The 23,244-nt window shown below is 66.7% G+C and carries 19 protein-coding genes; 8 read left to right on the forward strand and 11 right to left on the reverse strand.

From position 1 onward, the window contains the following. The first annotated feature begins 270 nt into the window (after positions 1-270). From ACQR07_RS33530 to ACQR07_RS33540, 3 genes are read left to right on the forward strand one after another with little or no spacing between them, the layout of a single operon-like run. Positions 271-564 carry a (2Fe-2S)-binding protein gene (locus ACQR07_RS33530; RefSeq protein ID WP_434906323.1) on the forward strand — a complete coding sequence of 98 codons (294 nt, stop codon included), beginning with the start codon at positions 271-273 and terminating at the stop codon, positions 562-564. Next, positions 557-1,951 (forward strand): FAD-dependent oxidoreductase, encoded by a 1,395-nt coding sequence (locus ACQR07_RS33535; RefSeq protein ID WP_434906324.1) that lies wholly within the window; start codon positions 557-559, stop codon positions 1,949-1,951. The genes ACQR07_RS33530 and ACQR07_RS33535 overlap by 8 nt, the downstream gene beginning before the upstream one ends. Next, the gene (locus ACQR07_RS33540; protein WP_434906325.1) at positions 1,935-3,083 is read left to right on the forward strand and encodes an NAD(P)/FAD-dependent oxidoreductase; all 1,149 of its coding nucleotides are present in this window, start codon (positions 1,935-1,937) and stop codon (positions 3,081-3,083) included. The genes ACQR07_RS33535 and ACQR07_RS33540 overlap by 17 nt, the downstream gene beginning before the upstream one ends. Positions 3,084-3,227: 144 nt before the next feature. Here ACQR07_RS33540 and ACQR07_RS33545 read toward each other — a convergent pair whose 3' ends face one another. After that, positions 3,228-3,950, reverse strand: a complete 723-nt coding sequence (locus ACQR07_RS33545) for a pyridoxamine 5'-phosphate oxidase family protein (RefSeq protein WP_434906326.1) — start codon at positions 3,948-3,950, stop codon at positions 3,228-3,230. Between the two features lie 64 nt (positions 3,951-4,014). Here ACQR07_RS33545 and ACQR07_RS33550 point away from each other — a divergent pair, with 64 nt between their 5' ends. Further along, entirely contained in the window at positions 4,015-5,475 is a 1,461-nt protein-coding gene (locus ACQR07_RS33550; protein WP_434906327.1) for a PLP-dependent aminotransferase family protein, read from the forward strand. Positions 5,476-5,664: 189 nt separating this feature from the next. Here the strand turns inward: ACQR07_RS33550 and ACQR07_RS33555 are convergent, their stop codons facing one another. Together ACQR07_RS33555 and ACQR07_RS33560 are read right to left on the reverse strand one after the other, a co-directional pair. Next, positions 5,665-5,886 (reverse strand): hypothetical protein, encoded by a 222-nt coding sequence (locus ACQR07_RS33555; protein WP_434906328.1) that lies wholly within the window; start codon positions 5,884-5,886, stop codon positions 5,665-5,667. A 285-nt stretch (positions 5,887-6,171) separates the two neighbouring features. Continuing rightward, complete coding sequence (locus ACQR07_RS33560) at positions 6,172-6,750, reverse strand: hypothetical protein (RefSeq protein WP_434906329.1); 579 nt, start codon at positions 6,748-6,750, stop codon at positions 6,172-6,174. A 239-nt stretch (positions 6,751-6,989) separates the two neighbouring features. On the opposite strand from ACQR07_RS33560, the gene ACQR07_RS33565 reads away from it, so the two are divergent. Then, positions 6,990-8,078: an SMP-30/gluconolactonase/LRE family protein gene (locus tag ACQR07_RS33565; protein WP_434906330.1), complete on the forward strand. Its 1,089-nt coding sequence runs from the start codon at positions 6,990-6,992 to the stop codon at positions 8,076-8,078. Positions 8,079-8,117: 39 nt separating this feature from the next. Here the strand turns inward: ACQR07_RS33565 and ACQR07_RS33570 are convergent, their stop codons facing one another. From ACQR07_RS33570 to ACQR07_RS33600, 7 genes are all read right to left on the reverse strand, one after another. Then, positions 8,118-8,918 (reverse strand): class II aldolase/adducin family protein, encoded by an 801-nt coding sequence (locus tag ACQR07_RS33570; RefSeq protein ID WP_434906331.1) that lies wholly within the window; start codon positions 8,916-8,918, stop codon positions 8,118-8,120. A gap of 180 nt (positions 8,919-9,098) precedes the next feature. Then, positions 9,099-10,637 carry a galactarate dehydratase gene (garD, locus tag ACQR07_RS33575; RefSeq protein WP_434906332.1) on the reverse strand — a complete coding sequence of 513 codons (1,539 nt, stop codon included), beginning with the start codon at positions 10,635-10,637 and terminating at the stop codon, positions 9,099-9,101. Between the two features lie 234 nt (positions 10,638-10,871). After that, a complete protein-coding gene (locus ACQR07_RS33580) occupies positions 10,872-12,320 on the reverse strand; it encodes an aldehyde dehydrogenase family protein (RefSeq protein WP_434906333.1) in 1,449 nt (482 codons plus the stop codon). A gap of 53 nt (positions 12,321-12,373) precedes the next feature. Continuing rightward, positions 12,374-13,729 carry a glucarate dehydratase gene (gene gudD, locus ACQR07_RS33585; RefSeq protein WP_434906334.1) on the reverse strand — a complete coding sequence of 452 codons (1,356 nt, stop codon included), beginning with the start codon at positions 13,727-13,729 and terminating at the stop codon, positions 12,374-12,376. 69 nt (positions 13,730-13,798) lie between these two features. Next, complete coding sequence (gene kdgD, locus ACQR07_RS33590) at positions 13,799-14,740, reverse strand: 5-dehydro-4-deoxyglucarate dehydratase (RefSeq protein ID WP_434906335.1); 942 nt, start codon at positions 14,738-14,740, stop codon at positions 13,799-13,801. A gap of 136 nt (positions 14,741-14,876) precedes the next feature. Continuing rightward, the gene (locus ACQR07_RS33595; protein WP_434906336.1) at positions 14,877-15,779 is read right to left on the reverse strand and encodes a LysR substrate-binding domain-containing protein; all 903 of its coding nucleotides are present in this window, start codon (positions 15,777-15,779) and stop codon (positions 14,877-14,879) included. 1,252 nt (positions 15,780-17,031) lie between these two features. After that, positions 17,032-18,369, reverse strand: a complete 1,338-nt coding sequence (locus ACQR07_RS33600) for an MFS transporter (RefSeq protein WP_434906337.1) — start codon at positions 18,367-18,369, stop codon at positions 17,032-17,034. 385 nt (positions 18,370-18,754) lie between these two features. Here ACQR07_RS33600 and ACQR07_RS33605 point away from each other — a divergent pair, with 385 nt between their 5' ends. From ACQR07_RS33605 to ACQR07_RS33615, 3 genes are all read left to right on the forward strand, one after another. Then, the gene (locus tag ACQR07_RS33605; RefSeq protein WP_434906338.1) at positions 18,755-19,780 is read left to right on the forward strand and encodes a histone deacetylase family protein; all 1,026 of its coding nucleotides are present in this window, start codon (positions 18,755-18,757) and stop codon (positions 19,778-19,780) included. A 24-nt stretch (positions 19,781-19,804) separates the two neighbouring features. Beyond that, positions 19,805-20,200 (forward strand): hypothetical protein, encoded by a 396-nt coding sequence (locus ACQR07_RS33610; protein ID WP_434906339.1) that lies wholly within the window; start codon positions 19,805-19,807, stop codon positions 20,198-20,200. Positions 20,201-20,444: 244 nt separating this feature from the next. Further along, positions 20,445-20,711: a hypothetical protein gene (locus ACQR07_RS33615; protein WP_434867680.1), complete on the forward strand. Its 267-nt coding sequence runs from the start codon at positions 20,445-20,447 to the stop codon at positions 20,709-20,711. Here ACQR07_RS33615 and ppsA read toward each other — a convergent pair. Next, positions 20,708-23,143, reverse strand: a complete 2,436-nt coding sequence (gene ppsA / locus ACQR07_RS33620) for a phosphoenolpyruvate synthase (protein ID WP_434906340.1) — start codon at positions 23,141-23,143, stop codon at positions 20,708-20,710. The two genes, ACQR07_RS33615 and ppsA, sit on opposite strands and share 4 nt — an antisense overlap. Positions 23,144-23,244: the final 101 nt, after the last annotated feature.

Consider the following 23,244-nt stretch of genomic DNA (forward strand, 5'->3'; position numbering starts at 1 on the left):
GGGTGGGCAAAGCGGCGCCGCGGGCGCCGCGTGCCCACCATTCAGAGCGTCGGTGGGCACGGCGCGGGATGCATCATCCGGTACATGGGCATCGCCGGCGCGCCTTTGCCCACCCTACGAATCGACGTGAGATCTTCCAACATCCTCGAACAGCCGCATGGTGAGGGATCGCGTGCATGCCCACTTGCCGTTGACGCCCTTGACCTGCAGCGTGATTGCGATGAGTGAGTTTCAACTCGCTCCGATCATTGGCCTGGTCTGAAGGTTCACATGCCGCTGCTGCATCGTCTCATCCGCAACGACAGCGCCGTGATCGGCTTCACGGTGGATGGCGTGCCCTGCGAGGGCCGCGCCGGCGACAGCGTGCTGACGGCGGTGCTCTGCCAGGGCGAACGGCTGCGCGAGAGCGAGTTCTCCGGCGAAGCCCGCGCCGGCTTCTGCCAGATGGGCGCGTGCCAGGATTGCTGGGTTCAGCTCGAAGGCGGCGAGCGGCTGCGCGCCTGCACCACGCCGCTTGCTCAGGGCATGCACATCATCACGGGGCGTGCGCGCCTTCATGGCTGAGCGCGCCCCACCGCTGATCGTGGGCGCCGGCCCGGCCGGCATCCGCGCCGCGATGACGCTTGCGGCGGCCGGCTTGCGGCCCATCGTGATCGACGAAGGCCATGCTTGCGGCGGCCAGATCTATCGTCAGCCGCTGAGCCCCGACGGCCGCGATGCCAGGGCGCGCTACGGGTCCGAAGCCGCGAAGGCCACGCGCCTGCATCGGGACTTCGCAGCGCTTGCGTCCCACATCGATTATCGCCCGAGCACTCTGTTGTGGAACCTGCGCGATGGTGCCGCGGACACATTGCGCGACGGCGTCAGCCGGCGCGTGAGCCATGATGGGCTGATCCTGGCGACCGGCGCCTCCGACCGCGTGCTGCCGATTCCCGGCTGGACCTTGCCGGGCGTGTTCACGCTCGGCGGCGCGCAGATCGCGCTGAAGGCGCAGGGCTGCGCGATCGGCCGTCGCGTGGTGTTCGCCGGCTCTGGTCCGCTGCTCTATCTCGTCGCCTGGCAGTATATGAAAGCCGGCGTCGAGGTCGCCGCCGTGCTCGATGCGGCGCCGCTGCAGGCGAAGCTCAACCTGCTGCGTGCCTTGCCGCTGGCCCCTAGCCTCGTGCTGCGCGGGCTGCGCATGGCCGCTGAACTCAAGCTGAGCGGCACGCGCGTGCAGCTCGGGATCACGAGACTGCGGATCGAGGGCAAGGGCAGGGTCGCGCGCATCGTCTATCGGACGGGTGATCGCGAGCACACGATCGCCTGCGATGGCATCGGCTACGGCTTGAACCTGCGCTCGGAGACGCAGGCCGCCGACCTCGCCGGCTGCGCCTTCCGGTTCGATTCTCGCGACCGCGCGCATCTGCCGCTGCGCGATGCCGCTGGCCGCAGCAGCGTCGCCGGCGTGTATCTCGCGGGTGACTGCGCCCGCATCGCAGGCGCCGACGCGGCGGAGGCCGCGGGCGAGCGCGCGGCACTGGCGCTGCTGGAGGATCGCGGACTGCGATATGATGCTGCACGCGCCGCCAGCCTCGAACGCACGCTGGCGCGGATCGACAGGCTGCGCGTTGCGCTGGAGGCGGCGTTTCCCTATCCCGCGCATTGGGCGGACGACATCGCCGATGACACGCTGCTCTGCCGTTGCGAGGAGATCAGCGCCGGCGACGCGCGGCGTGCGATCGCGGATTTCGCACTCACCGAGATCAACCGGCTCAAGGCCGTGACACGCGTCGGCATGGGCCGGTGTCAGGGCCGGATGTGCGGCGCTGCCGCCGCGGAGCTGCTGGCTGCGCAGGCGCACCGTGACATCGGCGCCGTCGGCCGGCTGCGGACGCAGGCGCCGATCAAGCCGATTCCTCTGGCCGCGGGTTCGCCCGTCGACGCGAGGCAGCATGACCCGGCGCATTGATTGCGACGTCGCGATCATCGGCGGCGGGCTGGTCGGCAGCTCCGCGGCGCTGGCGCTGCGCGGCATGGGCTTGTCCGTCGCGCTGCTCGACAAGGGTTTTTGCGGCGCGCAGGCGAGCGGGGTGAACTACGGCGGCGTGCGCCGGCAGGGCCGTCCGCCCGAGCAGCTGCCGCTGGCGCAGCGGGCGCATGCGATCTGGCCGCGGCTGTCGCAGCTGATCGGCATCGACGGCGAGTTCATGCGCTCCGGTCATCTCAAGCTCGCGCGCAACCTCGCCGACATGGCGAACCTCGAGCGCTACGCCGCTGATGTCGCGCCATTCGGTCTCGATCTCGAACTGGTCGGCCACAATCAGCTGCGCGAGCGCTTCGGCCTCTCGGAGGGCGCCATCGGCGGCTCGTTCTCTCCCGGCGACGGCCACGCCAATCCGCGGCTGGTCGCGACCGTCTTTGCCGCCGCGGCCCGCCGCGCCGGGGCGGAGGTGCTGGAGACGACGGAAGTCACAGGCGTCACCCGGACATTCGAGGGCTTTGCGCTGGAGGCGCGCGATGTCGTCATCAAGGCGCGCACGATCATCAACAGCGCGGGCGCCTGGGCGGACAGCTTTGCACGGGCCTTCAACGAGCCGGTGCCGCTGGCGCGCACGTATCCCGCGATGATCGTGACCGAGCCGCTCGATCCGTTCCTGGCCGTCAACATCGGCATGGAGGGCGGCGGCATCTATGCGCGGCAGGTCACGCGCGGCAATGTCGTGGTCGGCGGCGAACGCGCCGCGCCGCTCGACGATCCCGACTACTCACGCCCACACAGCGACGGCGTGCTCACGATCATGCAGCGCGCGAGCGAGCTGTTCGGCCCGCTGCGCCACGCCCAGGCGATCCGGTTCTGGAGCGGCACCGAGGGCAACATGCCCGACGGCAACCCTGTGATCGGCCCGAGCGCGACGACGCCGGGCCTCATCCACGCCTTCGGCTTCTCCGGCGCTGGCTTCCAGATCGCGCCGGGTGTCGGCGAGGTGCTGGCCGAGCTGGTGCGCGATGGCCGGACCTCGACACCGATCGCGCCGTTCGCGATCACGCGGTTTGTATCCGCGCCGCAGACGGGGGCCAGCTCGTCGCTCAAGAAATCGTAGGGTGGGCAAAGACGTTCCGCGCATCGCGCGGAACGGCGTGCCCACCGGGCCGAGCACGCATCGCGGTGAGATGGTGGGCACGGCGCGGTCGGGCAGCGGCTACGAGAACTAATAGATGGGCGCGCCTTTGCCCACCCTACACGTCTAGCCCGCCGGATAGCTCGTGGCATAAGCCTCCGTCAGCGCCTCATCGAGCTGTCGTCCCGCGCTGAAACCGGACAGCGTCGCGGGGCGGGTCACGCCAGCTATTAGCCGGCCATCGGGCTCCGGGGCGCCGAGCACGGTGCGCACCGGAATGCGCTCGGCATAGATCGGCAGCGCATAATCCTCCTCGTCATCGATGACGCCGGCGGCGCGGATCTTGGCGGACGCCTTGTCGATCTCCATCGTCACGACCGACGTCGCCTTGATCTCCTGCTCCGTCGTCGGGCGCAACGTGGCGGTGCGACCTGGAAACAGACGGTCGAGCATCATCGTCAGGGCTCGCGCCTTCTCGGCCTCATCCTCGATCAGCCGGGCGAGGCCGAACGCCATCACCGAACGATAGTCGGCGGAGTGATGAAAGGCGCTGCGTGCCAGCACCAAAGCGTCGAGCTGAGTCACCGTCAGGCAGGCCGGCTGCCCTTCGGACAGGTTGCGCAGCATGCGGCTGGCGCTTGAGCCGTGCCAGTACAGCGTCGTCGCCTCGCGCCAGTACAGCGTCGGCGTGCAATAGGGCTGGCCGTCGATGACATAGGAGACGTGACACAGCGTACCGGCGTCGAGCAGCGCATGCACGGTGGCATGATCGTAATGCGCGCGCTGATGCCGCCGCTTGACCCGGTTGGTGCCGTCAACGGGATAGCTTGCCACTGATTGCTCGGACATCGTCATTCTCCTGTTCCCGCCGCCGTCATGCCATGGCAAAGTGGTTGCCGGGAGTTCCACTTGGATGCCAAAACAAGCAACCACTTCGCGGCGACGGGACGACGTGCTGGCGCTGCCGATCAGGCTCGACCGGGCGATCCGCAGCCAGTCGCAGCAGGTTCATGCCGCGCTGCGCGCCGGCATCGTCGACGGCCTGCTCGCCCCTAGCCTGCGGCTACCCTCGACCCGCGGGCTCGCGGAGCAACTGGGTGTCCGGCGCAACGCGATCGTCGCCGCCTATGAGGCGCTGCTGTCGGACGGGCTGATCGAGGCACGGCACGGCGCGGGCACCTATGTCGCCGCCGAGCTGCCGTCGCCGCAGCCGCCGGCTCCCGCCGCCGAGCTGGAGGTGAGGATTCCGCCGCGCCGGCCATTCACGCTCGGCGTCACGCTGGTCGATCCGATGCTGCTGAAGCGGCTCGCCGCCGCCAGCCGCCGTCGCATTGCGCAGGCCGCGCCCGACGATCTCGGCTACAGCGATCCGCGCGGCAGCCTGCATCTGCGCACGCAGGTCGCGCACTATCTCGCCGCCAATCGCGGCGTGCGCTGCGACCCCAGCTGCGTCCTGATCGTGAGCGGCACCCAGCACGGACTGCGCCTGTGTATCGACGCGCTGTTGTCGCCCGGCGATCCCGTCTGGTTCGAGGATCCCGGCTATGCCGCCTCGCGTTACACGTTGACGACGACAGGGGCGAAGCTGGTGCCCGTGCCGGTCGATGGCGAGGGCCTCGTCGTGAGTGCGGGAGAGAAGGCGGACGCAAACGCCCGTGCCGCCTATGTCACACCGTCGCACCAGTTTCCAACGGGCGTCGCGATGAGCATGGCCCGGCGGATCGCGCTGCTCGACTGGGCGCGCCGGTCCGGCGCCTATATCTTCGAGGACGATTATGACAGCGAGTATCGCTTCGCCGGCCCGCCGCTCACGGCGCTGGCCGGCATCGGCGCCGAACGCGTGATCTATCTCGGCACCTTCGGCAAGACGCTGTTCGCCGGATTGCGGCTCGGTTATCTCGTGGTGCCGCCGGCGCTGGTGTCGCGTGTCGTCGCCGCGCGTGCGGCGCAGGATCGCTTCCCGCCGGCCTTCATGCAGGACGCCCTGGCCGACCTGATGGCCGACGGCGTGATCGCCGCCCACATGCGCCGGATGCGTCCGCGCTATCGGCAGGCGCGCGACGTCGTTGCCGAAGCCCTCGCGAAGCATGGCAAGGGGCATCTGCATCTGGACGCGCCGTCGCAGGGACTGCATCTGCTGGCGACCTTGCCGTCAGGAGCGCCGAAAGGCGCAGCCAAGTTGATCCGCGAACGCGCCGGCATCGAATGCCGGCTGTTGTCGGACGCGCGCATCGTTCAGCGCGGGCCGGACGGATTCATCCTCGGCTATTCCGGTTTCGCGGCGAAGGATCTGGCGGATGCCGCCAGACGGCTCGCGCGTGCGGCACAGGAGGTCCTGGCGAGCGCATCGAGCTCGCGCCGAGCTGCCCGATGAGCGGCGCGCGGGTGTGATCCATTCGACACGTCGGGCAAATCAGTTCGTGCGACGAAGACGTGCGGAACAAAGAGAACGATGAAGCCGCGTCCGCATGCGGCGGGGCCGCTTCGGATTTCGTCAATCCGTTCAATACCATCGTGATGTGAAATCACGCCCGCACATTTTTCGCTTTCGTTTTTACGGAAATCATGCTCTGGTGCCGTATCCCGCCTCGTTGCAGAGGGCGTAGCGCGCGATCGTCACGACACGCGAGGTGGGGAAGCGATGGCCGCGATGGAGCCGCAGCGTGTCCTTGTGATGCGCGGACGAACGGCTCGGCGCGGACGTGAAGTCGCAGGGTCCTGATACCCCGACGCTGGTATCAAGCCGCGTGACGCCGATGCGCCGCGTGGTGATGGTGGCCAACAAGCCCGGCGCACCAGGGAGACTGCGTATAAGCGTTAAACCCATCGCGCAGGGAATGCCGGCGTGTTCGGCTTTGCCTGTGGTACTGCCGCCTGCATTTTTTTCTGCAGGCGGGCCATGGGTGGGGCCTTCACCCGGCATTCCCTGCGCCTCTGCAGTTCTGCAAGGCGCGACTACTGGAAGACCTCGGGCATTCCGTGCCGCGAGAGCGCGCCGTCATGTCATCATGTTCGAGATGGAGATCGAATGAGACGAGCATTCGCGCGTTGCCGTCACGCGGCCACGAACTCATTCGTAAGGATTGTGCTCGGCATTCGTCATCGTCTGGCGCACCCGACGCAGGGTGATGGGGGTGCCGTCGGAGACGAACTGCAGCTCATAGGCGCGGCCGCTGTCGTCCTTGGCCGAGCAGGTCACGCTCGTGACCTTGAGCATCGCGAAATTGCCGACCTGCCGACAGGAGCCGGACGAGCCCTGCGCCGCCGGCACGGGAATGCCGTCGACCTTGGGGCGATGCTTGGAGTTCAGCAGCATGCGGTCGACCGGCAGCTCGTAGACGTTCTGCAGCGAGCGTTTGCCGTTGATTCCGGAGAAGGCGATGATGTGGCTCTCGTCGGCGGGATCGTCGAGCGCGACGGTGAAGTGGGCGCGGCCCTTCTCGCTGTGGAAGAACGCCACCGTCTTGCAGGGGAATTCGCGGCCGTCGACCTTCAGCGTACGGCAGGTGCCAGACATCAGCGCGTAGAGATCGATGTCGGGCCGCTCTTCCGGCGAACCGGCCAAGGGCAGGGGCTGTTGAGCTGCGCACGGCGCGACCAGGCTGAGGCCAAGGGCAATGGCGGCGAGGCGAGGATAGTGCAAGGGCATTGCGCGGCTGCTTGCCTTGGAATCGGGGGGCGGACACGAGGTTAGCGATGTGTCAGCTTTGCGGCAAAAAGAGGTCGCGCCGGGTCTACCCGCCTTGGAACGTGAAGGCGGCGCGACGCCTGCGCGCGGCGCCGCCAGCGGGGTTGAAGCCTGCAAAATCGATAGAAAGGTCGCTGTGCAGCTTGTATGGAACTTTACGGCCGTCGACGGCCGATGACATTAAAGAGGGGGAGGAACTGATGACATTGTCGCGTCGCGGCATACTTTCGGCCGCGCTGAGCGGAGCGGCCTTGGCGGTCTCGGGCCAGGCGAGGGCGCAGTCCTTCGCCTTCAGGCCGAACCAGCGCTATCCCGATCCGGCGGTCGAGATCCTCGATCCGAGCTTTGCCAAATACCGACTCTACAGCTCGACCGTGGAGCAGGTCGCCAGCGGTATGCGCTGGGCGGAGGGGCCGGCCTATTTCCCGGAGGAGCGCTGCCTGCTGCTGAGCGACATTCCCAACAACCGCATCATGAAATACAGCGAGGATGACGGCAGCTTCACCGTCGTTCGCAGCCCGGCGAACTACGCCAATGGCAATGCCCGCGACCGCCAGGGACGGCTGGTCACCTGCGAGCATTCGGTGACGCGGCGCATCACCCGGACCGAGAAGAACGGCAGCGTGACCGTGCTCGCCGACAGCTTCGAAGGCAAGCGGCTGAACGCACCGAACGACATCGTCGTGAAGTCCGACGACACGATCTGGTTCACCGATCCGCTGTTCGGCATCAACGGCAATTGGGAGGGCTTCAAGGCGAAGTCCGAGCAGGCCAGCACCAACGTGTTCCGGATCGGCACCGATGGCAAGCTGACCGCCGTCATCACCGACCTCGTCAATCCCAACGGGCTCGCGTTCTCGCCGGATGAGAAGAAGCTCTACGTGGTCGAATGGAAGGGTACGCCCAACCGCAGCATCTGGAGCTACGACGTCAATGCCGACGGCACCGTCGGCAACAAGGTGAAGCTGATCGACGCCGCCGACCAGGGCTCGCTCGACGGCTTCCGCGTCGACCGCGACGGCAATCTCTGGTGCGGCTGGGGTTCGAACGGCGCGCTCGCCGCAGAGCCCGTGGATGTCAATGGCCGCAAGGTCTATCCGCTCAAGGCCAAGCCGGAGGATCTCGACGGCGTTATGGTGTTCAACCCGCAGGGCAAGCCGATCGGCTTCATCCATCTGCCGGAGCGCTGCGCCAACCTGACGTTCGGCGGGCCGAAGAACAACCGGCTCTACATGGCGGCGTCGCATTCGCTCTACGCGCTGTATGTCGAGACGGAAGGCGCGGTGTAGGAGAGGGCGATGACCGGCGCGGCGGCGAAGTACGTGAGACTACTTCGCCGCCGGCGCTGCAACCTTCTGCTTCCACAGCGCCCAGGCGCGGTCCATGATCACCATGTTGACCGCGTCGGCCTTGGTCGCCTCTTCGGAGCTCAGGAAGGTGATCTCACTGCCGAGCCCGGTCGCCTGCGCCTGCAGCTTGGCGTTCACGTCGGTGTAGTAGGCCCGGAACACGGCAGCCTTGACCGACGGTCCGACCGCGACATCGCCATGTCCGCGCATCAGGACCACGGACTTGTCGCCGAGCGCGGCTGCGAGCGACTTGCCGATCGCATTGTTGCTGACCAGCATGTTGGTCGCGCCGAACGCCTTGCCGATGTCCCACACCGGCGCGCCTTCGCCAAGAAAGGCCGCGTTGTGATAGAGCGGCTTCAGCGGCGTGCGGCTGACGCTGAACGGCACGACGCCCGGCGAATGGGTGTGCACGACCGCCTTCACGTCCGGGCGTGCGCGGTACATCTCGGCATGGATGAAGCGCTCGAGAAAGACGGCGCGGCCGCGGACATCGACAGCCTCGCCATTCTCGTCGAACTCCATGACGTCGTCGGCCGTGACCTGCGCCGGCGCGACCGAGCGCGGCATCAGGAAATGGCTGGTGTTGGTGGGATGTCGCGCACTGACATGGCCGAAGGCATCGACGACGCCGAGATCGGCGAGGATGCGGCTGCCTGCGGCGATGTCCTCGAGCAGCTCGCGGGGGACGCCGGGGATGGCGTCCTGGGCGCGGGAGGGCGTGGCGGAGAGGACGAGGGCGGCGATCGCAATCGCGGCGACGCTGTTGAAGTTCGACATCTGCGAGTTCCCCCTGGCGCCTGTTGTCTCGGCTTGCCGCCTCAGCATACGCGTCATTGCGAGCGAAGCGAAGCAATCCAGGATGGTGGGCGGGACTCTGGATCGCGTCGCTGCGCTCGCGATGGCGGGGAGAGGTCTGGGCAAGGCAACGGCCATCGCAGGATGGGCGACGTTGCTCCCTCAGGTCACCGGCGCCGGGTTGAACAAGGTCAGGTCGTTGTGGATGCCCCATTTGTCCGACCACGGCTTGGTGCGGCCGGAGGCGACGTCGAGGATCAGCTTGAACAGCTCCCAGCCGGTTTCCTCGATGGTCATCTCGCCGGTGGCGATGCGCCCCGCGTCGAAATCGATCAGGTCCTTCCAGCGCCGCGCCAACTCGCTGCGGGTCGCGACCTTGATCACGGGCGCAGCCGCGAGGCCGTAGGGCGTGCCGCGTCCCGTGGTGAACACCTGCAAGGTCATGCCGGAGGCAAGCTGCAGCGTGCCGCAGATGAAGTCGGAGGCTGGTGTCGCCGCAAACAGCATGCCCTTCTGCTTGGCCTTCTCGCCCGGCGCGAGCACGCCGTGGATCGGGCCGGAGCCGGACTTCACGATCGATCCCAAGGACTTCTCGACGATGTTGGCCAGCCCGCCCTTCTTGTTGCCCGGCGTCGTGTTGGCGCTGCGATCGGCGCCGCCGCGGGCGAGATAGGCGTCGTACCAGTCCATCTCGCGGATCAGCGCGCGGCCGACGTCCTCGTTGATGGCGCGGCGTGTGAGCAGCTGGATCGCGTCGCGGACTTCGGTGACTTCCGAGAACATCACCGTGGCGCCGGCGCGCACCAGCAGGTCGGCGGCGAAGCCGACGGCGGGATTGGCGGTGACGCCGGAGAACGCATCGCTACCGCCGCATTGCAGGCCGATGACGAGGTCGGACGCCGGGCAAGTCTCGCGTGTGCGCTTGTTGAGTTCTGCCAGACGCCGGTCGGCCTGGGTCATGATCGCGTCGACGATCGCACCGAAGCCGTCGAATGCCTCGTCCTGCATGCGGACGATCGAATTTTCGGTGCCTTCCGGCAGCAGCCGCTCCGGCGCCAGCTTCTCGCAGCCGAGGCCGACGACCAGGATCTCGCCGCCGAAATTCGGATTGAGTGCGAGGTTCTGCAGGGTGCGGATCGGCACAACAGCGTCCGGCGCCGTGATCGCGACGCCGCAGCCATAGGCATGGGTGAGCGCGACGACGTCGTCGACGTTGGGGTACTTTGGCAAGAGCTCGCTCTTGATGCGCTTGATCGCGAATTCGAGCGTGCCCTTGACGCACTGAACGGAGGTCGAGATGCCCAGCACGTTGCGGGTGCCGACCGAGCCGTCGGCGTTGCGATAGCCCTCGAAGGTGTAGCCTTCGAGCGGCGGCAGCGGCGCGGGGACGGCGGTGGAGATTTCCAGCTTGTCGAGTTCGGGGGCGTCGGGCATGTCGATGCGGGCTTCATCCACCCACTCGCCGGAGGCAATGAGCGACTTCGCATACCCGATGATCTCGCCATAGCGCACGATGGGTGCGCCTTGCGCGATGTCGACCAGCGCGGTCTTGTGGCCCTGCGGAACGAAACTCTTCAGCGTCAGGCCGTCAGGGAATTTGGTGCCGGCAGGCAGGCCGAAATCGTTCACCACGATCGCGACATTGTCGCGCGCGTTGAGCTTGATGGTGCGCGGCTCCTGGTTCACGACCTGCTGGTTCATGCTGGCTCCGTTCTGCTCCGTAGGGTGGGCAAAGCGAAGCGTGCCCACCGTCTTTCGTCTCGCTCGACTGCCGGTGGGCACGGCGCTTCGCGCCTTTGCCCACCCTACAGATCTTGTTTCCAGGCGAGGCGCTTCCCGTGCGGCTGCCCCTCACCCCGACCCTCTCCCCGTGAAGAACGGGGAGAGGGGGTGGACCGCGGATGCGGCCCGTCTGTTAGTTCACAACGGAGAGGCTCACACCGGGAAGGTGTAGGCCGTCTTCACCGTGGTGTAGAACTCGCGCGCATAGGAGCCCTGCTCGCGGGCGCCGTAGCTCGAGCCCTTCCGGCCGCCGAACGGGACGTGGTAGTCGACGCCGGCGGTCGGCAGGTTAACCATCACCATGCCGGCCTCGCTGTTGCGCTTGAAGTGCGAGGCGTATTTCAGGCTGGTGGTGCAGACGCCGGCGGCGAGGCCGAACTCGGTGTCGTTGGAGATCGCCAGCGCCTCGTCGTAGGTCTTGGCGCGGATGACGCAGGCGACCGGTCCGAAGATCTCCTCACGCGCGATGCGCATGTTGTTGGTGGCTTCGGTGAACAGCGCCGGCTGCATGTAGAAGCCGGGCGTCTCGCGGTTCAGCAGCTCGCCGCCCCAGGTCAGCTTGGCGCCTTCGTCCTGGCCGATCTTGAGGTAGCGCTGGTCCTGCTCGAGCTGGTTGCCGTCGACCACCGGGCCGATATGCGTGCCCTGCTTGACGGCGTCGTCGACGACGAGGCCCTTGAGCCGCTCGGTGAGCGCAGCGACGAACTTGTCGTGGATGCCCTCGGTGACGATCAGGCGGGAAGAGGCCGTGCAGCGCTGGCCGGTCGAGAAGTAGGAACCGTTGGCGGCGGCTTCGACGGCGACCTTGACGTCGGCGTCGTCGAGCACGACCAGCGGATTCTTGCCGCCCATCTCGAGCTGGAACTTCTTCATCGGGTTCGACAGCACGCAGGCCTGCGCGATCTTGCGGCCGGTGCCGACCGATCCTGTGAAGGAGATCGCGGCGACGTCCGGGTGCTCGAGCAGGGTCTGGCCGACCACCGAGCCGGAGCCGACGACGAGGTTGAACACGCCAGCCGGAATGCCAGAGCGCGCGATGATCTCGGACAGCGCATGCGCCGAGCCCGGCACCAACTCAGCCGGCTTGAACACGACGGTGTTGCCGTAGCAGAGCGCCGGCGCGATCTTCCAGGCGGGAATCGCGATCGGGAAATTCCAAGGCGTGATCATGCCGACGACGCCGACGGCCTCGCGGGTGATCTCGACGTCGATGCCGGGACGCACGGAAGCGCCTTTCTCGCCGGTCAGGCGCAGTGCCTCGCCGGCAAAGAACGCAAAAATCTGGCCGGCACGGGCGACCTCGCCGATGCCTTCCGGCAGGGTCTTGCCTTCCTCGCGCGCGAGCAGGCGGCCGAGCTCTTCCTTGCGCGACAGGATCTCCGCCGAGATCTTGTTCAGCGCGTCGTAGCGCTCCTGCGGCGTCGAGCGCGACCAGGCGGGGAAGGCGGCCTTGGCGGCGGCGATCGCCTTCTCGGTCTGCGCCTTGTCGGCCCTGGCGTATTCGCCGACGACGTCGTTGGTGTTCGAGGGGTTGATGTTGCGGGTGACCCCGCTGCCGTCGACCCACTCGCCGGCAATGAAATTCTTGAGGATCGCGTTCATGTTGTTCTCCAGACTTTGCGCGATTGCTCGGACAATCTAACCGATCGCCCCCGTCATCGCACGAGACAGGGGCGCTTGTCGTCGAAAGTCCAGCCGGGGATCAGATACTGCATTGCGACGGCGTCGTCGCGTGCGCCGAGCCCGTGGCTCTTGTACAGCGCATGGGCCTTTTCGATGGCGCCGCGGTCAACTTCGATGCCGAGCCCGGGTTGCTCCGGCACCGCGATCTTGCCGCCCTTGATCTGCAGCGGCGCCTTGGTCAGCGCCTGGCCGTCCTGCCAGATCCAGTGGGTGTCGATCGCGGTGACCTTGCCGGGAGCTGCGGCGGCGACATGGGTGAACATCGCCAATGAAATGTCGAAATGGTTGTTGGAGTGCGAACCCCAGGTGAGACCGTTGTCCTTGCAGGTCTGGGCAACGCGCACCGAGCCCTGCATGGTCCAGAAATGAGGATCGGCCAGCGGGATGTCGACGGCCCCGAGCCGCAGCGCATGGCTGAGTTGCCGCCAGTCGGTGGCGATCATGTTGGTCGCGGTCGGCAGGCCGGTGGCGCGGCGGAATTCCGCCATGATCTCGCGCCCGGAGAAGCCGGCCTCGGCGCCGCAGGGGTCCTCGGCATAGGCGAGGATGCCATGCATGTCCTTGCACAGCCGGATCGCCTCATCGAGCGACCACGCGCCGTTCGGATCCAGCGTGACGCGGGCTTGCGGAAAGCGCTTGGCGATCGCGGTCACCGCCTCGATCTCGGCCTCGCCCGCGAGCACGCCGCCCTTGAGCTTGAAGTCGGCGAAGCCATAAGCCTCATGCGTCGCCTCGGCCAGCCGCACGACAGCTTCAGGGGTCATCGCCTCCTGATGTCGCAGCGTATACCAGCCATCATTCTCGCCCTCGCCGGTGGCGTAGGGCAGGTCGGTCTTGCGACGGTCACCGATGAAGAAGAGATAGCCGAGCGCCTCGACGGAAGCGCGTTGCTGGCCTTCGCCGAGCAGCGCCGCGACGGGGAGATCGAGATGCTGGCCTAGCAGGTCGAGCAGAGCGGATTCGACCGCGGTCACCGCGTGGATCATCACGCGCAGGTCGAAGGTCTGCTTGCCGCGGCCGCCGGCGTCGCGATCGGCGAAGGCGGTGCGCATCGAGGCCAGGAGCGTGTTGCAGGCGCCGATGCTCTGGCCGACGATCAGGCTCTTGGCATCCTCCAGCGTCTGCCGGATCTTCTCGCCGCCGGGCACCTCGCCGACGCCGGTATGACCGGCATTGTCGGTGAGGATGACGAGGTTGCGGGTGAAGAACGGCCCATGCGCGCCCGAGAGATTGAGCAGCATGCTGTCACGGCCGGCGACCGGAATGACCTCCATGCCGGTGACGACCGGCGCGCCGGAGATTCCTGTGCGGGTGGCGTCGTGACTCATGTGCTCCTCCTTCGTCTCTCGTTGGCGCCGCGCCTCCTCAGGACGAGGAGAAGCGTCGCGGCCTCGTCTTTACTCCGCGGCCTGGCTCACGGCCGTTGCCGGCAGCGCCTTCACCAGTGCGGTCAGCTCGGCCATCTCGGTCTCGGTCAAATCGGTCAGCGGCAGGCGGACTGGGCCGGAATCGCGGCCGATCACCTTCATGCCGGCCTTGATGATCGAGACCGCGTAGCCCTTCTTGCGGTTGCGTATCGCGATCAGCGGCAAAATGAAATCCTTCAATCCCGCATGGATGGTGGCGTGGTCGCGCTTGCGCACTGCGGCATAGAAGTTGGTCGCGAACTCGGGCACGAAGTTGAACACCGCCGAGGAATAGGTTGTCACGCCCATGTCGAGATAGGGCAGGGCGAAGGTCTCGGCGGTCGGCAGGCCGCCGATATAGGTCAGGCGGTCGCCCATCTTGGTATAGACGCGGGTCATCAGCTCGATGTCGCCGATGCCGTCCTTGTAGCCGACCAGGTTCGGGCAGCGTTCGCACAGCCGCGCCAGCGTATCCGGCTGCAGGATGGCGTTGTCGCGATTGTAGACGATGACGCCGATCTTGACCGACTTGCAGACAGCCTCGACATGGGCGGCGAGGCCCTCCTGCTCGGCATGCATCAGATAGGGCGGCAGCAGCAGCAGGCCGTCGGCGCCGGCCTTCTCCGCACCAACAGCGATCTCGCGCGCGATCGCGGTGCCGTAGCCGGTGCCGGCCAGCACGGGCACGCGGCCGCGGGTCTCATCGACGGCGACCTTGACGACCTCCGGGACCTCGGCAGATGTCAGCGAGAAGAACTCACCTGTGCCGCCGGCGGCGAACAGGCCGGCGACCTCATAGCCGCACAGCCAGTCCATGTTGGCGCGGTAGGTGGCCTCGTCGAACGAATAGTCGGCCTTGAACGGCGTCACGGGGAAGGAGAGCAGGCCGCTGCCGATCTTCGCAGCCATTTCCTGGGGGGTCATCTTGCTCATCGCGCGTCTCCTCAGCGAATGTTCTTGGAATCGCCGCGGCGAGTGGACCGGCGCGCGCATTCCTCGCGCCGTTTGGTAGGACCAAGTTCGATGCCGGTCCAAGCCAAACACGGTATTGATTGATGCTGCCGGGGCATCAATCCTCCGCCTGCTGCACAGCGAGACGGCCTGCGAGTTCGACCAGCGCCGGCAGCAGCGGATTGTCGTGATCGCGCCGCCAGACCAGGAACAGCTCGGCCGGCGTCGGATTGCGCAGCTTCAGCGGCCGCAGCCGGACGTCGGCGATCTTCAGGCTCGCGGCGGCCTCCGGCACGATCGCGAGGCCCAGGCCGGCGCGGACCATCGCCAGGATGGAGTGGATCTGGCTGAGATGCTGGACGTAGCGCGGCAGCACCTCGGAACGCATGAACTGCGACACCAGCAGATCGTGGAAATAGCGCGCTTCGGTCTGCGAATACATGATGAAGGGCTGGCCGTCGAAGTCGCGGATCGACACGGTCTCGGCCGACGCCAGGCGATGTCGGCGCGGCAATGCGGCGCAGAGCGGCTCGGCGACGACGCGGCGGGTGGCGAATTCGGGCCGCGCGATCGGCGGCCGCAGCAGGCCGGCGTCGATCTGGCCGGACGCCAGCGCCTCGATCTGGTCGCCCGACACCATCTCCTTCAGCGACAGGTCGGCCTCGGGCAGTTCGGTGCGGCAGGCGGCCACGAGATCGGGCATGAAGCCGTAGGCGGCGGCTGCGGTGAAGCCGATCTTGAGCGAGCCGCTCTTGCCGCTGGCGATGCGCTGCGCGACCTGCGCGGCGCTCTCCGCCATCTTGAGAATGCGCCGCGCCTCGGGAAGAAAGCTGCGTCCGGCCGGCGTCAGCTTGACCGAGCGGCTGGTGCGCTCCAGCAGCACGGCATCGATGATGTGCTCCAGCACCTGGATCTGCCGCGACAGCGGCGGCTGCGTCATGTTGAGCCGGACGGCGGCCCGGCCGAAATGCAGCTCCTCGGCCACCGTCACGAAGCAGCGCAGCTGGTTGAGGTCGAACATCGATGCCTCCTCGGCATGGATCGGCGGATATTGCTGCGTTGATAGCATCGGTCTGGCGAATTGGGAACGGCCGCGAAAGGCTGTCTAAATAAGGCTGTCGGGATATTGCCGGGCTGTATCGGCGCCCTCCGCCGTCATCCCGGCGAACGCCGGGATCCATAACCACGGGGCGTGGTTTGAGGCCGGCTGGTCATTGGCATTTTGCCCAACACGACTGCTGCGGCGTATGGGTCCCGGATCGGCGCTGCGCCGCGCGGTCGCGCGTCACAGCTTGTCCGGGACGACGCGTGGAAAGAGACTGCTTTACATCTCAAACAGCATGGACGTGGCGATGCGGTCTCGCGGCACATTGCGCCCGAGGTCTGCTCTCAGTTCGTCCCTCGCAAATAGTGCAGAGGGCGCGGGGAATGCCGGGCGCTGGCCGCACCCATGGCCCGCCTGCGAAAAAAATGCAGGCGGCAGAACCACAGGTTCAGCCGAGACATCCCGGCATTCCCCGCGCGATGGGTTTCACGCTTATACGCAGTCTCCCTGGTGCGCCGGGCTTGTTGGCCACCATCACCACGCGGCACGTCGCGCCACGCGGCTTGATACCAGCGTCGGGGTATCAGGACCCTGCGACTTCACGTCCGCGCCGAGCCGTTCGTCGGCGCATCACAAGGACACGCTGCGGCTCCATCGCGGCCATCGCTTCCCCACCTCGCGTGTCGTGACGATCGCGCGCCGACGCCCCTCTGCGGTGAGGCGGGATGCGCGGATAAAATCATGATTTCCGAAATTACGCAAGAGGTTTATTTTTATCAGAATTCTTCCGAGGCCCACCACTGTCGTCCCGGCGAACGCCGGGACCCATACCCCCAGGGAGATGTTTGAGGCTTGCTGCCAATTGGCCTTTTGCCCTGCAAGTCCGCCGCGGCGTATGGATCCCGGATCGGCGCTGCGCCGCGCTGGCGCGCGTCACAGCTTGTCCGGGATGACAGCGGAGTTTGAGACGCGCATCGCAAGCAGCAGCCCCGCTGCTGTCGTTCCCGCATTCGCAGGTGAACGCGGGGGGGATACCCCCCGGAGAGTGGTTGGGCGGCTCGCTGGTCGTTGGCTTTTTTCCTGCGATCGCTGCGCGATCGCAGCGGGGGAGGGGAATGCACTCTCGTTGGCGAGAGATGATCAAGTTCACGCGCTCATGCGCGCAAAAAAAGAACGGCGGCCGGGTGGACCGCCGTTCAAGTGGAGACCACGCAAGGGGGCGTGGTGCTCAGGAGGCTCGGAGCTGGACGCGCTGGATGCGCCCTACGATGAAGAGATAGGCGAACGCAGCCACCAGGGCGTTGACGCCGACGAACACCAGCGCGCCGTTGAACGAGCCGGTGGCCGACAGGATGTAGCCGATCACGATCGGCGTGGTGATGCTGGAGAGGTTGCCGAAGGTGTTGAACAGGCCGCCGGAGATGCCGCCGGCTTCCTTGGGCGAGGTGTCGGAGACGACCGCCCAGCCGAGCGCGCCGATGCCCTTGCCGAAGAAGGCGAGCGCCATCAGGCCGACCACCAGGGCCTGGCCGTCGACATAGTTGCAGCCGATGATCGCCATCGACAGCAGCATGCCGCCGACGATCGGGATCTTGCGGGCGAGCGTCAGCGAGCCGGTCTTGCGCAGGATGGCGTCGGAAATGAAGCCGCCGAGCACACCGCCGATGAAGCCGCACAGCGCCGGCAGGGTGGCGACGAAGCCGGCCTGCAGGATCGACAGTCCGCGCTCCTTGACCAGGTACACCGGGAACCACGTCAGGAAGAAGTAGGTCAGCGTGTTGATGCAGTACTGGCCGATATAGACGCCGAGCATCATGCGGTTCGAGAGCAGCTGCCCGATATGCGACCAGGTCGGACCGCCGGTCGCGGCCTTGCTCTCGCGCGCGCCCTCCATGTCGACCAGCGCGCCGCCTTCCTTGATGTAGTCGAGTTCGGCATCGTTGACGCCGGGGTGATCCTTCGGGCCGTACATGGTCTTGATCCAGACCAGGCCCATGATGATGCCGAGCGCGCCCATGACGCTGAAGACATGGCGCCAGCCGAATTCATGCGCGATCCACCCCATCAGCGGGGCGAAGATCACGGTCGCGAAATATTGCCCGGAGTTGAAGAAGGCGGAGGCCGTTCCGCGCTCGTTGCTCGGAAACCACGACGCGACGATGCGGGCATTCGCCGGGAAGCTCGGGGCCTCGGCAAGGCCGACGAGGAAGCGCAACGCGAACAGCGCAGAGACCGCGGCGCCGCCGGTGAAGAAGCCGATCCAGCCCTGCATCATGGTGAAGATGGACCAGATGACGATGCTGCACGCGTAGACCCAACGCGAGCCGAAGCGGTCGAGCAGCCAACCGCCCGGCACCTGCGCGATCACATAGGACCAGCCGAAGGCGGAGAACACGTAGCCCATTGCGACGGAATCGAGATGGAGATCCTTGGACAGCGCGGGACCAGCAATCGACAGGGTTGCACGATCGGCATAGTTCACCGTCGTGACCAGGAACAGCATGGTCACGATGAACAGCCGCACACGCGATCGGCGCAACTCGGCCGTGGATACGATTGCGCTCATGCGCTCCACCTCTCTTAAACGTTCCTCAAGGATGTCCTAGAGGAGAGGAGCGGTCTGGGTCCAAACCGAAGCCTGTATCGATCAATGCAAATTTTGGATCGATCGCCCGGTCTTCATGCCAATGAAGGCGGATCGGCAAGGCCATGTCGCGGGGATGGCGTGGGCATGAAAACAATGAGGCGCAAAGGTCGGCGTCCCATCCGGAAGCTGATGACGCTCAAGGCGTGGCGGTCGCGGGCACATCGATCCGGTCGAGTGTCCAGCCATGTCGAAGCGCTGCGGATACTGCCTGCAACAACGATTCTCGTGCGCAGAGCTGCGTGTGCTTGTATCAGTTGCCGCCGCGTGCACAATCGATCGGGCATTGCATCAGGAGCTCACCCGCGTGAAGGCCGTCTACACCGAGCTGCATCGCAGCCACGATCCACAATTCTATCTGGTGCGTGGCGTGGTCAAGCGCACCACCGAGCAGCCCGAACGGGCGGATCGGCTGCTTGTGGGATTGAAGGTCGGCCATCACGAGTTGGTCGCGCCCATTCAGTTCGGCCAGGAAGCTCGCGCGCGCGTGCACAGTCCGGAATATCTCAACTTCCTGGAGGAGGCGTGGGACGCCTGGGCCGCGCTCGGCGACGCCGGCAGCGAGATGATCCCGAACATACATCCGGTGCGCAACGCCGCGACCTATCCGACCCATATCGTCGGCCGGCTCGGCTGGCACACGACCGACACCTCGGCGCCGATCGGGCCGGGGACGTGGGCGGGAGCCTGTGCCGCCACCGACGTGGCTGCCTCGGCGGCCCAACTGCTGCTCGAGGGCGAGGACGCGGTGTACGCGCTGTGCCGTCCGCCGGGCCATCATGCCTATCGCGACATCGCCTCGGGCTTCTGCTTCATGAACAATTCGGCCATCGCGGCGGCGCATCTGCGTCAACGCCATGAGCGTGTCGCGATCCTCGATGTCGATGTCCACCACGGCAACGGCACGCAGGGCATCTTTTACGAGCGGCCCGACGTGCTCACGATCTCGATCCACGCCGATCCGACGCACTATTATCCGTACCTCTGGGGCTATGCCCATGAGCGCGGCGCCGGCGCGGGTCTCGGCGCCAACCTCAACATTCCCTTGGCCCTGAAGAGCGGCGACGACACCTATCTCAAGGCGTTCGAGACCGCCGCGAAGACCATCCACGCCTTCGCACCCGGCGCGCTCGTCGTCGCGCTCGGCCTCGACGCCTCGGAGCACGATCCGCTCAAGGGTCTGTCCGTCACGACGCCCGGCTTCCGCCGCATAGGAGCGGCGATCGCGCGGCTCGGCCTGCCGACCGTGTTCGTGCAGGAAGGCGGCTACCTCTCCGACATCCTCGGCCAGAACCTGACCGCGGTGCTTGCCGGCTTCGAAGAGGCCCGCTAGCTCTCATTCCTCACAGGCTCGGTCATGACCGTCTGGCGCGTACTCCGTGGACAGTTGTTGCCAGTGGCGTCAGGGCTGCTCGGCGCAAACTGGCCGCCGCGCGCGGCGCTGGCCTGCTCCCTGGTCGACGTCAAGGAGGCGGTTGCCGAGGCCATTGCCAGCGCTCAGGCCTGGTGGGTCGCGAGCGCGGTGGTGGCCATTGGAATTGTTGTCGTTGAAGTCGGAGGCCGCCGTCGGTCCCTGCCGCTGTTGGCGGCTGCGCTGCTCGTCGCGTTTCACCCGGCCTGGTGGGGCGGGCCGAGCTACGGGCCGGATTGCTCATTCGCGATTGTCGAGGCGTCGCATGTCGTGTTTGCGGTCCTGCTCGTGATGCTCTGCTGCACGCTGTTTCTGGCCTGGCGCGCGAGAAGGCGCGGATGATGACCGGCGCACGACGTGGGTACCGCGACGCCTTCGGTACTCCGCGAAGCTACGGGCTTTGCCGATGACAAGAGCCGCTCGCCCGGAGTTCCACGGGCGGCGAAAGTACAAGGTTCTTTAAGGTCCACAACGACAATGCGTCGCAGTCTGGCCGCGGCGCATTCACGGCGTGCGGCTCTGCCAATGCAGCCACTGATCACGATGGATCGGTGGGCGTGCTGATTGGTATCTCGGGGTTGAGTCGATGGCCAAGATCATCAAATTCCCTGCGGCCACCGTGCAGGCGGTGTACGTCGAGGGAGCGGACCTCGCGCCCGAGAGCTCGGTTGCACTTCAGCTCGTGCAACTCCGGCGGACGCTGGAGTCGTGGCGGCAGATCCTGCGGCAGCTGGACCAGTTGGCCGAGGCGGACGGCAGTGACGGCCCGTGCGAGCAGTCGCGCCATATCCGCGCGCTGATCGCCGATGCCGAGCGCGCCATTGCCGAGGTCCAGGACCGCCGCGACATCTAGCTCGCGAGCGCGTGCCGCGCAGGCGCGGCGATCTCCTTTTCCGCCGCGCGGACGATCTCCATGGTCCGCACGATGCTCGCCGGATTGACGCTGATCGAATCGATGCCGAGCCCGGTGAGGTAACGCGCCATCTCGGGATAGTTGGCCGGCGCCTCGCCGCAGATGCCGACATGGCGGTGGTTGCGCTGCGCGCCCTCGACCGCGAGCTTCAGCATGGACATGAGTCCGGGATCGCGCTCGTCGAAGTCGAACGCGACGATGTCGGAATCGCGGTCGACGCCGAGCGTGAGCTGGGTGAGATCGTTGGAGCCGATCGAGAAGCCATCGAAGTGCTTCGCGAACTCGTCGATCAGGATGACGTTGTTGGGGATCTCGCACATCATGTAGATCTCGAGCCCAGTCTCGCCGCGGACGAGGCCATGACCGGCCATCGCCGCGATCACCTTCTCCGCCTCCGCGACGCGGCGGCAGAACGGGATCATGATCTTGAGATTGGACAGCCCCATCACGTCGCGCACGCGCTTGAGAGCCGCGCATTCCAGCGCGAAGCCGGCGGCATAGGCAGGGTGCGCATAGCGCGAGGCACCGCGGAAGCCGAGCATCGGGTTCTCTTCCCTGGGCTCGAAATCGCGGCCGCCGATCAGGCTGGCATATTCGTTGGTCTTAAAATCCGACAACCTGATGATGACCGGCCGCGGGTAGAAAGCGGCGGCGATGGTGCCGACGCCTTCCGACAGCCGCTCGACGAAGAACTCCGCCGGCTTCTTGTAGCGCGCGGTCAGGCGCTTGATCGTCGTGCGGTCCTTCGCCGACGTCACCTTGTCGGGCGCGGCGAGCGCCATCGGATGGATGCCGATCGACTGGTTGATGATGAATTCCATGCGCGCCAGCCCGACGCCGTCGTTCGGCAGCAGCGCGGTCTTGAAGGCGAGCTCGGGATTGCCGAGATTGACCATGATGTGGGTATGCGGCTTTTCGAGCTTGTCGATCGCGAGGCGCTGGACCTCGAACGGCAGGGCGCCGTCATAGACATGGCCGGCGTCGCCCTCGGCGCAGCACACGGTGACGCTCGCGCCCGTCCTGGCGCGCGTGCTGAAATCCTCGGTGCCGACCACCGCGGGCACGCCCAGCTCGCGGGCGATGATCGCGGCGTGGCAGGTGCGGCCGCCATGGTCGGTGACGATCGCCGCCGCCGTCTTCATGACGGGCTCCCAGTCCGGGCTGGTTGAGGGCGCCACCAGCACCTCTCCGGGCTTGAACGCACGCAGGTCCTTCGCTGATTTGATCAGGCGGACCTTGCCGGCGGCGATCTTCTCGCCGACGGCGCGGCCGGTGCCCAGCACCTTCCCCGTCTTCTTCAAGACGTAGGTCTCGACCTGCTCCGGCCGGCGCTGTGAAGCCACGGTCTCGGGCCGCGCCTGGATGATGTAGAGCGCGCCGTCGCGGCCGTCCTTGGCCCATTCGATGTCCATCGGCGTCGGCCGGCCGGCCTTCTGCGAGTAGTGCTGCTCGACGGTGATGGTGGCCTGCGCCAGCTCCAGCACGTCGGAATCGTCGATGCAGAACTTGGCACGCTCGGCCGGCGGCGTCGGCTCGGTGCGGGTGGTGGCGCCGCGCGCGCCGGCTTTGGCATAGACCATGCGCTTGCTCTTGGCGCCCAGGCGGCGCGACAGCACGCTGCGGAAGCCGGCGGCGAAGGTCGGCTTGTGGACGTAGAACTCGTCGGGATCGACCGCGCCCTGCACGATGGTCTCGCCGAGCCCATAGACGCCGGTGATGAAGGCGACGTCGCGGAAGCCGCTCTCGGTGTCCAGCGAGAACATCACGCCGCTGGCGCCGAGATCCGAGCGCACCATTTTCATGACGGCCACCGACAGCGCGACCTTGTCATGCGCAAAACCGTTGTCGATGCGATAGGAGATCGCGCGATCGGTGTAGAGCGAGGCGAAGCAGCGGCGGCAGGCCTCGAACAGCTCCGTTGCGCCGCTGATGTTGAGGAAGCTCTCGTGCTGGCCCGCGAAGCTGGCGTTCGGGAGATCTTCCGCGGTCGCCGAACTGCGCACCGCGACTGCGACCCGGCGGCCATATTCCTGCTCGAGCTGCCGGTAGGCCACGGCGACCTCGCGGCGCAGATCGTCACGGTCGGTCGCCTCGAACACGATCGCGCGCGCCTTGGCCGCGCGCCTGGCGAGGTCGGCGATGCGGCGCTTGTCGAGGCCCGCGAGCAGCTTGCGAAGCTCATCGTCGGCGCCGTCGGCGCGCAGCGCGTCGCGATAGCTCGCCGCCGTGAGCGCGAAGCCGTTGGGCACGCGGACACCCCTCGGCTGGAGCGCCGAATAGAGCTCGCCGAGCGAGGCCGTCTTGCCGCCGACGTCAGGCACGTCCTCGATGCGGAGGTCCTTGAACCAGCGGATGTAACCGGATGCCGTCATGACGTGCCTCCCGCATCGCAGCGCTTCAGCGGAGTTTGCCGTGTTGGACGCCGGCAGGCTTGCGCAAGATCAAGCGGCAGGGACGTGAGGCTCCTTAGATG

This window comes from Bradyrhizobium sp. HKCCYLS20291 (genome assembly GCF_051167715.1).
GTDB lineage: Bacteria > Pseudomonadota > Alphaproteobacteria > Rhizobiales > Xanthobacteraceae > Bradyrhizobium.